This is a genomic window from Planctomonas psychrotolerans (assembly GCF_008642235.1).
Classification (GTDB): domain Bacteria; phylum Actinomycetota; class Actinomycetes; order Actinomycetales; family Microbacteriaceae; genus Planctomonas; species Planctomonas psychrotolerans.
Genome location: NZ_SJEV01000001.1, coordinates 2503759 through 2515587, shown reverse-complemented (window position 1 = coordinate 2515587; position 11829 = coordinate 2503759). Strand labels below are relative to the sequence as shown.

Genomic DNA, 11829 nt, shown 5'->3' with positions numbered 1-11829 from the left:
GCGATCCGTGGACCGGTTTCCCGATCAGACGGATCGCCCTCCCAATACGTTCAGTACCGAAGAGCGTTGACCGTGTCAGAGATTTCCGACACGGAACGCGGACTGGTTACTTGAAAGCGTCTTTGACGTTCTCGCCAGCCTGCTTGACATTGGCGCTGGACTGGTCGGCGTGTCCCTCGGCTTCGAGCTTCTCGTTGTCCGTGGACTTGCCGGTTGCTTCCTTGACCTTGCCAGCAGCCTCTTCGGCCGCGTTCTTGATCTTGTCGTCGAGTCCCATAAGCAAACCTCCTCAAATCCGCGACTTTCACGGTTCCTCAGACCCTACGCCGGAGAACGGTCGAATGACAGGGGTAATCTCGACCCATGACGAGCTACGACCTCATTGTGATCGGTGGAGGAGCGGTGGGCGAGGTACTCGCGGACCGCGCCACGCAAGGCGGACTGAGAGTGGTGGTGGTCGAGAGCGAGCTCGTCGGGGGCGAATGCTCTTACTGGGCCTGCATGCCGTCGAAAGCCCTGCTCCGTAGTGGAATCGCACTGCGGGCGGCTCAGAATGTCGACGGAGCCCGGCAGGCCGTGACCGGTGCGCTCGACGCATCAGCCGTCTTCGCTCGCCGCAACTCCTTCACGAGTAATTGGGACGACGGGAGCCAGGTCGACTGGCTATCCGGTGCGGGAATCGACCTCGTGCGCGGCACCGGCCGTCTCACCGGCACGAAGACCGTGGAGGTCACCGCGCCGGACGGTTCGGTCAGCACGCTCACGGCGACCGCTGCCGTCGCCATCGTCACCGGCTCGGCCGCCAAGCTGCCGGACATCCCCGGGCTCGCCGATGTGTCGCCGTGGTCGAGCCGTGAGGCCACGAGCGCGCAGCATGCCCCCGGACGCCTCGCCATCCTCGGCGGCGGCGTCGTCGCATGCGAGATGGCCACCGCCTACGCGAGCCTCGGCAGCTCGGTCACCATGCTGGTGCGGGGATCCCTGCTCGCGGGCCAGGAGCCGATCGCCGGCGAGATCGTGACGGAGGCACTCCGCGAGCTCGGCGTGGACCTGCGCTTCGGGGTGTCCGCCACGTCCGCGCGACGCGATGGCGAGGGGCTCGTCGAGCTGTCCCTCGACGATGACTCCCGATTGGTGGCGGACGAGGTGCTGGTGGCGACCGGCCGCACGCCTCGGAGCGACGACATCGGACTGGAGAGCGTCGGTGTTCCCGGTGGCGAGTGGCTGGACGTCGACGACACTCTTCTCGTCCGCGGCGAGGTCAACGCGGACGAGCCGTGGCTCTACGCGGTCGGCGACATCAACGGACGGGCGCTGCTCACGCATCAGGGCAAGTACCAGGCACGGGCTGCCGGCGACGTCATCGCCGCCCGGGCGAAGGGCACGCCGGTCTTCGACGCCCCGTGGGGTGCGCATGTCGCCACCGCTGACGCGGCAGCCGTGCCTCAGGTGACGTTCACCGATCCCGAGGTCGCCTCGGTGGGCCTCACGTCGAAGGCCGCGGAGGATGCCGGCTACCGCATCCGGGTCGTCGACTACGCCATCGGCAACGTGGCCGGGGCCAGCCTGCACGCCGACGGCTACGCCGGCACCGCGCGCGCGGTGGTGGACGAAGACCGTCAGGTGCTCCTCGGCGTCACCTTCGTGGGTCAGGATGTCGCGGAAATGCTGCAGGCGGCCACGATCGCGGTGGTCGGCGAGGTTCCGCTGTCGCGGCTCTGGCACGCGGTGCCCGCGTATCCGACGATCAGCGAGGTGTGGCTGCGGTTGCTCGAGGCGTATGGGCGGCAGTCGGCCTGACGTGCTGAAGCGCATCTTCCTCGACTCGCCGATCTCGCACGCGGGCTATTACATCGCCACCGCGGTCGGCCTCGCGATCGGCGTGCCGCTCAGCGTGGGCCGCGTGCGGCGGGTCGGCACCGTCATCGTCTGTCGCGGCCTGCCGGCGTGGGCGTTCCGTCGGGGCGGCACATGCGTCGGCGCCGTCTATCTCACCCGGTACAACGACGGACGCCGGGTGCTGCAGCACGAGGCGGTGCACGTGCGGCAGTGGAAGCGGTACGGGTTGCTCTTCCCCCTCGTCTACGGCCTCGCCGGGCGCGATCCGCTGCACAACAGGTTCGAGATCGAGGCGGGACTCGAGCGCGGCGGGTACGTCCGTCGCCCCGTGCGCGGAGGTGCACCGCGGCGCGGCGGCGGTGCTGGCGGAGCCGGGTCCTGAGTCGGGCGGGTCGCCCACTCCCACTCCCCTGCCGTGCCTGCCTCCCGTGCTTCCCCTGGCTCCCTGCCTCCCTGGCCTCCCCTGGCGGCGAGGCACCGCTTCCGCCACCGAATCAGTCAATCGCCCCCGCATCAGCGCTAGCGATTGACCGAAACGGCGGCGGCAGGCGTCACAAGCGGGGCGCCTGATCGGAACCGCGGCGGTCGCGGCGGACGCGGCGGACGCTCCGAGTCACGTCCCTTCGACAGGCTCAGGGACCGGGGGCGGCGCGTCCCTTCGACAGGCTCAGGGACCGTGGGGCCGTGCCGTCCCTTCGACGGGCTCGGGACCGTGGAGTCAGGCTCAGGGACCGGGGGTGCAGGCCCAGGGACCGTGGAGTCGGGCCCGGGGACCGGGTGCGACTAGGGGGCGACCTTGGCGGCCGCGTCGGCGAGCATGGGCACGAGCTCCTCGAGCACGACCTCGATGCTCAGCGTGCTGGCGGCAGCGTACGCACCGGACAGGTCTGCGTCGGGGTCGAGGAACACGGCGCGACCGTCCTGCACCGCCGACAGGCTGGCGAGCAGCGGGTCGGACTGCGTCTCGTCGAGGGTGAACCCGATCGGGTAGATCACCGGCACGTCCGCGTCGAGCACGCTCACCTGCTCGGCCGACACCGCCGCGTAGAAGCCGCTCGGCTCGAGCTCGGTGATCGCGGGGTTGTTGACGAAACCGAGATCGGCGAGGATGTCGAACCGGCCGTCGCCCGGCAGGTAGGCGCCGTAGGCGTCGGCGAACTTGGTACCCGCGGCCGTGGTGAGTCCCTCGAACTCCGGGTGCTCCTCCGCTGCCGTAGCGATGGCGGCCTCGGTCGCCTCGATCAGCTCGGCTCCCTCGTCGCCCTGACCGAGCGCCTCGGCGACGGTGGCCATCTGCACATCCCACGATGTGGCGAACGGCGCGGTCCCCTCGGGAGCGTAAACGGTCGGCGCGATCTCATTGAGACGCTCGAATTCCTGCTCGTCATTGCCGCTGCGGGTGTTGAGGATCAGGTCGGGGTCGAGCACCTCGAGCTGCTCGTAGTTCAGCGACTCGTCGGCCCGCTCGAGGATTTCGGGGGTCTCGTCCCCGAAGAGGTCGGTCGCCCACGGTCCCACGCCCTTGTTCTCGGCGCCGAAGCTCTGCCAGTCGAAGACGGCGATGGGGGTCACACCGAGCGCGAGCGCCATCTCGGCATCGGACCAGCCGAGCGCCACGACGCGGAGGCCGCCCTCGGGCGCGGGCACCTCGATCTCGCCGAACATGGTGTCGACGGTGGCGAGCGGCGCGCGCTCGTCGGTCGTCGCCTCCTCGCCCGCGGGCGACGAGCAGCCGCCGAGGACGACGAGGGTGGACAGGGCGACGACGGGCGCGAAGGCACGGAGGCCGGTACGGAGCATGGGGAGAACTTTCTCATCGGAGCGTTGTGGAAAGGGACACTCGGTGGATTGCTGTTTAGGTAAGGCTAGCCTAAGCGACCGGGTTATCGCTCACGACCGGAGCCGGTATGCGCCCAGGCGCTCAGTGCGCGCCGAGCAGCGGGATGACGAGGGGCGTCCCGGACTCCGGGTCCGGGATGATCCGGGCGCGCAACCCGAAGACCTCGTACACGAGGTCTTCGGTCACGATGTCCCGCGGGGCGCCCTGGGCCACCACGCGTCCGTCCTTCATCGCGAGAAGGTTGTCGGCGTACCGGGATGCCTGATTGAGGTCGTGCAGCACGGCCACGAGGGTGCGTCCCGAGTCGCGGTTCAGTCGCCCGAACAGGTCGAGCAGTTCCACCTGGTGGGCGATATCGAGGAAGGTGGTGGGCTCGTCGAGCAGCAGCAGCGGAGTCTGCTGAGCGAGCGCCATCGCCACCCACACCCGCTGCCGCTGCCCCCCGGAGAGCTCGTCGACCGGCCAGGTGGCGAGGTCGGTGACACTCGTCGCGGCCATGGCGTCGCGCACGGCGCGCTCATCGACCTCCGACCACTGCCGCAGGAGCTTCTGGTGCGGGAACCGGCCCCGCGACACGAGGTCGACGACCGTGATCCCATCCGGAGCGGTGGACGACTGCGGCAGCAGACCGACGATGCGCGCGACCTCCTTGGCCGAATAGGAACTGATCGCCCGTCCGTCGAGCAGTACCGCGCCCTCCGACGGCTTCAACAGGCGGGCGAGCGAGCGCAGCAGAGTGGACTTCCCGCACGCGTTCGGCCCGACGATCACGGTGAATGCGCCGTCGGGGATGTCGACGTCGAGCTGGTGCAGCACGGTCCGTTGGTCGTAGCCGACCTGGAGCGCCCACCCGGTGAGTCTCGAATGCACGGTCACTGTCTCCTCGCCTGACTGATGAGCAGCGCCACGAGGTACACACCGCCGACGCACACCGTGATCACCCCGACCGGGAGCTGGGTGGGGGCGAGCAGGCGCTGCGCGAGCACGTCGCTCGCGAGCAGCAGGGCGGCTCCCATGGCGGCCGACGGCAGCAGCGACACCCCGGCGGAACGGGCGAGCCGCCGAGCCAATTGCGGCGCCGCCAGTGCGACGAACGAGATGGGTCCGGCCGCAGCGGTGATCGCCGCCACGAGGGCCACGCCCACGACGAGCAGGATGCCGCGGGTCACCTCGGGTCGGACCCCGAGGCTCCGTGCCGCGTCGTCGCCCATCTCGAGCAATGCCAGCGGTCGGGCGAAGACCACGAGCAGGGGCACCAGCACGGCCACGGCCACGAGAACCGGCACGGTCTCGCGCCAGCCCACCTCGTTGAAGGAACCCGCCCCCCAGGTGGCCGCCGCGAGCGCCTCCTCGAGGCGGGCGCGGAGGATCAACCAGCCGTTCACCGCGTGCAGCATCGCGCTCACGGCGATGCCGACCACGATGAGGCGGAAGCCCTGCACACCGCGGGTGTAGGCCAGCACGTAGACGAGGATCGCGGCCGCCAGTCCCCCGGCGAGGGCGCCCCACGCCTGAGCGATGTAGTTCCCGCCGACCACGAGCGTCACCAGCAGCGCACCGGTGTAGGCGCCGGTGGTGAAGCCGATGATGTCGGGACTGCCGAGCGGGTTCCGCGTCATCGACTGGAAGATGGCGCCGCTCAGTGCGAGGGCGGCACCGGCGACCGCCGCCATCACGATGCGCGGCAAGCGTCCGTCCACCACGATGCGCCGGACGCCGTCGGACTCCGTGCCCGCGAAGGCGCCGACGATCTGGCCGAGGGTCAGCGGATACTCGCCGAGCGTCACCGCGAGCGCGGCGAGACCGAGCACGAACCCGGTCAGGGCCAGCACCACGACGGTGCCACGGCGATCGACGCGCAGACTGAGCCTGCCGCCCGCCAGGCGGAGCACGCGGGTGCCGGCCGGAAGGATCACCGCGCTCACAGCGGTCTCGCCTGCTTGCGGCGGATGATCACGATGAGGATCGGCGCACCGACGAACGCCGTGACGATGCCCACCGGCAGCTCGGAACTCACGGCCACGCGACCCAGCATGTCGGCGCCCAGGAAGATGACGGGCGCGATCACCAGGGTGAACGGCACCACCCAGCGCTGGTCCGGACCGAACATCGCTCGCGCCACGTAGGGCGCCATGAGACCCAGGAAGCTGATGGGGCCGACGGCCGCGGTCGCGGCTCCGCAGAGCAGGGTGATGGCGACGAGTCCGAACACCCGGGTGCGCATCACGTGGGCGCCGAGGCTCTTCGCGAGGTCGTCGCCGAGCGCCACCACGTTCAGGGTGCGCGACAGCACCAACGCCACGAGCGTGCCCAGCACGATGAACGGCAGGACTCCCCAGAGGATGTCGATCTGCCGGCTCTGCAGCGAGCCGACGGACCAGAACCGGATCCGGTCGAACGTGTCGGGATTGAGCAGCGTGATACCGAGGCTGATCCCGCTGAGAACGGCGCCGATCGCGACGCCGGCCAGCACCAGACGCACGGGGGTCGCGCCCGCCCGCCCGCGCGACCCGACGAGGAACACGGCGACGGTGGTGAGGATCGCGCCCGCGAACGCCCACCACACGTAGCTGGTGACGCCGCTCGCCCCGAACACGGTGATGCCGAGTACGACCGCGAAGTACGCGCCGGAATTGACGCCGAGGATGCCGGGATCGGCCAGCGGATTGCGGGTGATCGCCTGCATGAGCGCACCGGCGAGCCCCAGCGCGACCCCGACGACCACCCCGAGAAGCGTTCGGGGCACGCGGTAGTCGGTCACGAGGATGGAGTCCGTGTCGCTCCCGCCGGACATCAGCGCCCCGATCACCGCGTCCGGTGCGATGGAGCCGGAGCCGACGAACATGCTCCCGCCGGAGAGCAGGAGGAGCGCGACGCAGGTCGCCACGAGCAGCAGACTGCGCGACCGCGTGGAATGCAGGATGCCCCAGCGGCCGCTCTTGACCGCCGCTGCGGGTGTTCGGAGGCGGACGCTGTCGAGCGAACCGCTCACTAGTTCTCGGCGCGACCCGCGCGCCAGTACCCCATGAACGCCACCTGCGACCGATCGAGGCCGATCTCGCTCACCAGGAATCGGCGGAGGCGCTTGATGCACTCGGCCTCACCGGCGAGCCAGGCGTACAGCGACGAGCCGGGCGTGCGGGCGGGGGTCTCCCATAGCGGCGCATCGGCGTTGAGTTCCGGAGCATCGGCGTCGACCGTGCTCGGGCGCTCGACCGCCGAACGGCGCGTGCCCCGCTCCGCGACACCGGAGGTGTCGGCCCAGCAGCGGAGCGCGTCCGCGAGCAGGGAGCCGTGCGGCGCCCCGTTTCGCGGCAACCAGGTGAGCGTCATGCCGATCGGGAGACGCACGTGCAGAACGTCGTCGGAGGAGGGCACCTCGAGGAATGCGGAACCCCGGGCCGTTGCCGGAAGGGACTCGAGGATGCCGCAGATGGCGGGCGCCGCGGTCTCGTCACCGGCGAGGAGGAGCAGTTCCGCCGCGCCCGGACGCCACTCGATACCCGCTCCGCGCGTCTCGGAGAGGGCATCGGGTCCGATGAGCATCAACGGGTCGCCGACGCGCGCGGTGGATGCCCAGCGCGTGGCCGGTCCGGTGTCGCCGTGGCAGACGAAGTCGATGTCGACCTCCCGCACCGCAGGCCGCACCGCCCGTGAGGTGTAGGTGCGGAGAGGGTTCCGCTCCGCGTCGGGCAGTGCGCGCCAGCGGGTGTACCAGTCCGCGCCGCCGTCGTCGCCGCTCAGGTCGGAGAAGCCGTGCCCCTCAAGCGGGAGCACCACCTTGATCCTCTGGTCGAGACAGTCGGCGCCGAACTGATCGAGGTCGTCCCCGACGAAGGTGATGCGCAGGAAGTTGCGGCTGAGTCTCGTGACACGGGCGACCGACACCTCGAACGGGCGATACGCCGGCCTCGGGGAACGCACAGGGGCGGGCGCGGCGATCGAGGTAAGCATCGCCTAAGTATGGCATGCCTAACCTCAGAAGCTGCGGAATGCATCCCGGAAGCGCTGACGAGCCGTGCTCCCGTGACGCGTCGGGAATGATCCGCGCTCCCGTGATGTATACATAAACATGGAACTTGGCATCTACAGCTTCGGCGACATCCACCCGGACCCGCTGTCGGGCGAACGCATCTCCCCCGAGCAACAACTCGCGCACACGATTGAGCGCATCCGCCTCGCCGACGAACTCGGCCTGCACTACTTCGGACTGGGCGAGCACCACCGGCCCGATTACGCCATCTCGGCACCGGCCACCGTGCTCGCCGCCGCAGCGACCGTGACCACCAACATCCGGCTGGGCAGCGCGGTCACCGTGCTGAGCACGGAGGACCCGGTGCGGGTCTTCCAGCAGTTCGCAACCATCGACCTGCTGAGCCACGGTCGCGCCGAGCTGGTCGCCGGCCGGGGATCCTTCATCGAGTCCTTCCCGCTGTTCGGGGCGGATCTCGCCGACTACGACGCACTGTACGAGGAGAAGCTCGACCTGCTGCTGCGCATCAACGCCGACGAGCACGTCACCTGGCAGGGTCGATTCCGGGCACCGCTCGACAACGCCCACATCCTTCCGCGCCCGAAGAACGAGTCCCTCGACATCTGGATCGCCACGGGTGGGAATCCCGAGTCGTCCATCCGCGCCGGGGTGCTCGGCCTGCCGATCAGCTACGCGATCATCGGCGGCCTTCCCGAGCGCTTCGCCCCGCTCGCCGATCTCTACCGTCGCGCCGCCGAGCAGAGTGGGCACGATTCCTCCGCGCTGAAAGTCGCGGTCGCCGGGCCCGGTTTCATCGGCAAGGATTCGCGGAAGGCCAAGGAGACGTTCTACCCGTACTGGATCGACTCGATGAAGCGCATCTCCGCCGAACGCGGATTCCCCACGCCGAACCGGATCACCTACGACGAGATGACCGCACCCCGCGGTGCGATCTTCGCCGGCAGTCCCAACGAGGTCGCCGACCGCATCCTCGCCCTGCACGAGCACATGGGCAACGCGCGCCACGGTCTGCAGATGGACTGGTCCGGCGTGCCCCAGCACCTGATGCTCGAGTCGATCGAGCTCTTCGCGACGGAGGTACTCCCCCAGGTGAATCGCGAGGTGGGCGCGCCGGCGTAACGGCGGCGCAGATCCGGGCGGCCGGTCGTCCGGGGATCGGGTGCCGCTGGTCCACAATGGACCAATGCCCGCCCTCCACCGCGCGACCCGCTGAGGGACCGTGTTCGGCTTCGTGCTCGCGTCGGTACTCCTGGGCGCGATCACCCAGCGGGTCACCGGCATGGGGTTCGCGCTCATCGTGGCGCCGCTGCTGGTCGTGCTGCTCGGCCCCTTCGACGGCGTGATGATCGTTAACCTCTGCGGCGCGGTGTCGTCCGGTCTGATCCTCTCGCGCGTCTGGCGCTCGGTCGACTGGTGGCGGTTCCGCTGGCTCGCCGTGTCGGCGATGGTCGGCATCGTGCCGGGCGGCATCCTCGCCGCCGTCCTGCCCGACGCCGCCCTGGAGATCGGCATCGGCGTGCTGCTCCTGCTCGCCCTCAGCACGTCGCTGCTCCTCAGCCGGGCGAGCGTGGTGGCCGACGGGCGCGGACTGCTCGCCGCCCTCGGCGCGAGCTCCGGGTTCATGAACGCCGCCGCCGGCATCGGCGGACCGGCGGTCAGCATCTACGCCGTGATCAGCCGATGGCCGCAGGCCGCGTTCGCCGCCACGCTGCAGCCGTACTTCTTCACCATCGCGAGCCTGTCGCTCCTGACCAAGCTCCTGGTGGCGCCGGGGTCGTGGCCCGAGCTGGAGGCGTGGATGTGGCTGAGCATCATCGCGGCGCTCTTCGCCGGCATCACCGTGGGCGAGCTCGTCGCTAAGCGGGTGAGCGCGCGCAGAGCCCGGGGCGCGGTGCTCGTCATCGCGTTCGCCGGCGCCGTCGCCGCCATCGTCAACGGCACACTGGGGCTGACCGGCTGACCTCGGATCGGCCCGGTGAACGATCCGGTAACGGTGCCTCCGCGCGGGCGATCGGCGCGTCCGCCGACAGTAACCTGAGTGCGCCCCCGCCGACTTCCCGAAAGACATCTCATGACCCGCTCCGCATCCCTTCCGGTCCCGACTCTCGCCATCCTCGCCGGTCTCCTGCTCACCGGATGCACGAGCGACGGCGACACGACGCCTCCCCCGACCACCGACGCCGCCCCCACCCCGACGGCCGCCCCGAGCACCCCGACCGCCACCCCCGAACCGACGCCCGCACCGGAACCCACCGAGCCGAGCGCCACCCCGACCGGCGACCCGGCCGCGGCGCTCACTTGCGACGCGCTGCTCTCCGACGAGGAGCGCTCGCGCCCGCTCCCCGAGGGCGTCACCCTGCTCGACGACTATCAGCAGAAGGTGGAGGAGGAGAACAGCCCGCTTCGGCTGTTCTTCCGCTTCGGCGGACTCGCCTGCCTCTGGGGCTACGAGAGAACCGACAATGTGGACGTGCGCGCCTATTCGCCGCTCACCGAGGCGCAGGCGGCCGAGGCCCGCGCCGAACTCGAGGCCCGGGGATTTGCCCCAACGGCCGAGGGTGCCGACACGGTCTACCGCGAGCCCGCCGGCAACGTGCTCGGCTACGACGAGGCCTACGTGATCACCCCGGACGCCTGGTACTACGGTCTCCACCAGGAGTGGCGCGACCGGGTGCGTGCTGAGCTCATCGACTGAGCCGCGGGCGGGCTGAGCATCACCAGACGGGCGGATGCCGCCGCTGCCAGCGCAGGCGCCGCTCGAGTTGCGCGCCGAGCGAGAGAAGTGTCGCCTCTCCGCCGGGGCGACCCACCAGCTGCACGCCCATGGGCAGGCCGTCCTCGGTCACCGATACCGGCAGACTGATCGCCGGAAGGCCGGTCACATTGGCGAACGACGTGAAGGGCGTGTACTGCACCTGCTGCGCGAAGTTCCGTTCCGCGTCCTCCGCGTCGTACCAGCCGATCGGCCGGGGCGGAAGAGCGAGCGCGGGCGTGAGCACGGCGTCGACGTGGGCGAACTGGCCGAGCACGCTGCGCTCGTACGCGGTCAGCGCGGCGAGCGCCTCGGCGAGCTGCCGCGCGGAGAGCTCCCGCCCGCGCCGCACCAGCCAGCGGGTGAGCGGTTCCAGCCGCTCGAGCTCCTGGCCCTCGGCCGGGATGCCCGCGGCTCCGGCCTGCCAGAGGGTGCGGAACGCCGGCGCGTAGGTGTCGTCGGGTCGCAGGGCGACCTGTTCCATCCCGTGGCCCATCGCGGCGAACTCGGACACAGCGGTGTCGAGTGCGGCGAGCGCGTCGGCCGACAGCGCGATGTCGTAGGCGTCGTCCCAGGGCGACGTGGTCATGACTCCGAGCGAGTACCGCCCCTCGCCGCGCACCGCGGATCCGAGCAGGGAACCGGAGCGGTCTTCGGGAGCGCGCAACGTGAAGGGATGCGGCACGCGTCCGTTGACCCGGCCCAGCATCCCCTCGAGCAGCATCGCCGCGTCCGCCACCGTGCGGGCGAGCGGCCCCGGCACCACCAGTCCGCCGAGCTTGTCGATGCCGGTACCGGCCGGGATGAGCCCGCGCGTCGGCTTGAGGCCCACGAGCCCGGTCGCCGCGGCGGGGATGCGTACCGACCCTCCGCCATCCGACCCGGGGGCGAAGGGCAGCAGGCCAGCGGCCACCGCGACGGCCGCGCCGCCGCTCGAGCCCCCCGCGCCGCGCGTCCGGTCGTACGGATTCCGCGCCGGCGGGGCGACAAGATTCTCCGTGTACGACGGCAGTCCGAACTCGGGGACGTTGGTCTTGCCGAGGCTGACCGCTCCGGCCCCGTCGAGCACCATTGCAAGCTCGTCGCTGTCGTCGGGGACGAAGCTCTCGAACAGCCGCGAGCCGAATGTCGTGCGCACGCCGGCGCGGCGCGTCAGGTCCTTGTCAGCGAAGGGAAGACCCCAGAGCACCGCCGTGCGGGACGACGACGCCGGCAGGTCCCGGGCGCGCTGCAGAGCGGCGTCGGCCGTCACCGTGAGGAAGGCGCCGAGATCACCGTCCAGACGTGCGATCCGTTGCAGGTAGTGCTGAACGAGCTCCTCGGGAGACACCTCGCCGCGTTGCAGCCAGTCCCACTGCTCCTGGGCGCTCAGGTGGTGCAATTCGAACATCCGTCGAGCCTACG

The 11829-nt window shown here is 70.4% G+C and carries 12 protein-coding genes; 5 read left to right on the top strand and 7 right to left on the bottom strand.

Features of this window, described 5'->3' with window-relative positions; translation table 11 throughout:
* Positions 1–106 precede the first annotated feature (106 nt).
* On the bottom strand, positions 107–277 hold the full coding sequence (locus EY822_RS11625; RefSeq protein WP_150308399.1) for a CsbD family protein: 171 nt from the start codon (positions 275–277) through the stop codon (positions 107–109).
* Positions 278–363: 86 nt separating this feature from the next.
* Between EY822_RS11625 and EY822_RS11620 the strand changes: the two genes are divergently transcribed.
* Both EY822_RS11620 and EY822_RS11615 read left to right on the top strand, forming a co-directional pair.
* A complete protein-coding gene (locus EY822_RS11620) occupies positions 364–1800 on the top strand; it encodes a dihydrolipoyl dehydrogenase family protein (RefSeq protein ID WP_150308398.1) in 1437 nt (478 codons plus the stop codon).
* Positions 1781–2221 (top strand): Fe-S oxidoreductase, encoded by a 441-nt coding sequence (locus EY822_RS11615; protein WP_150308397.1) that lies wholly within the window; start codon positions 1781–1783, stop codon positions 2219–2221. The genes EY822_RS11620 and EY822_RS11615 overlap by 20 nt, the downstream gene beginning before the upstream one ends.
* Before the next feature lie 401 nt (positions 2222–2622).
* Here EY822_RS11615 and EY822_RS11610 read toward each other — a convergent pair whose 3' ends face one another.
* The 5 genes from EY822_RS11610 to EY822_RS11590 form a co-directional block, all read right to left on the bottom strand.
* Positions 2623–3639, bottom strand: coding sequence for an ABC transporter substrate-binding protein (locus EY822_RS11610; RefSeq protein ID WP_150308396.1), 1017 nt, complete (start codon positions 3637–3639; stop codon positions 2623–2625).
* Between the two features lie 121 nt (positions 3640–3760).
* On the bottom strand, positions 3761–4549 hold the full coding sequence (locus tag EY822_RS11605) for an ABC transporter ATP-binding protein (protein ID WP_150308395.1): 789 nt from the start codon (positions 4547–4549) through the stop codon (positions 3761–3763).
* Between the two features lie 2 nt (positions 4550–4551).
* Positions 4552–5604 carry a FecCD family ABC transporter permease gene (locus EY822_RS11600; protein WP_227497238.1) on the bottom strand — a complete coding sequence of 351 codons (1053 nt, stop codon included), beginning with the start codon at positions 5602–5604 and terminating at the stop codon, positions 4552–4554.
* On the bottom strand, positions 5601–6671 hold the full coding sequence (locus EY822_RS11595) for an iron chelate uptake ABC transporter family permease subunit (RefSeq protein ID WP_227497237.1): 1071 nt from the start codon (positions 6669–6671) through the stop codon (positions 5601–5603). The genes EY822_RS11600 and EY822_RS11595 overlap by 4 nt, the downstream gene beginning before the upstream one ends.
* Entirely contained in the window at positions 6671–7633 is a 963-nt protein-coding gene (locus EY822_RS11590) for a siderophore-interacting protein (RefSeq protein WP_150308394.1), read from the bottom strand. Before EY822_RS11590 ends, EY822_RS11595 begins: the two co-directional genes overlap by 1 nt.
* Positions 7634–7751: 118 nt before the next feature.
* Here EY822_RS11590 and EY822_RS11585 point away from each other — a divergent pair, with 118 nt between their 5' ends.
* The 3 genes from EY822_RS11585 (at position 7752) to EY822_RS11575 (ending at position 10368) form a co-directional block, all read left to right on the top strand.
* A complete protein-coding gene (locus EY822_RS11585; RefSeq protein ID WP_150308393.1) occupies positions 7752–8792 on the top strand; it encodes an LLM class flavin-dependent oxidoreductase in 1041 nt (346 codons plus the stop codon).
* A gap of 100 nt (positions 8793–8892) precedes the next feature.
* The gene (locus tag EY822_RS11580) at positions 8893–9633 is read left to right on the top strand and encodes a sulfite exporter TauE/SafE family protein (protein WP_150308392.1); all 741 of its coding nucleotides are present in this window, start codon (positions 8893–8895) and stop codon (positions 9631–9633) included.
* 111 nt (positions 9634–9744) lie between these two features.
* Complete coding sequence (locus EY822_RS11575) at positions 9745–10368, top strand: hypothetical protein (protein WP_150308391.1); 624 nt, start codon at positions 9745–9747, stop codon at positions 10366–10368.
* 19 nt (positions 10369–10387) lie between these two features.
* Here the strand turns inward: EY822_RS11575 and EY822_RS11570 are convergent, their stop codons facing one another.
* Positions 10388–11815 (bottom strand): amidase, encoded by a 1428-nt coding sequence (locus tag EY822_RS11570; protein WP_150308390.1) that lies wholly within the window; start codon positions 11813–11815, stop codon positions 10388–10390.
* Positions 11816–11829: the final 14 nt, after the last annotated feature.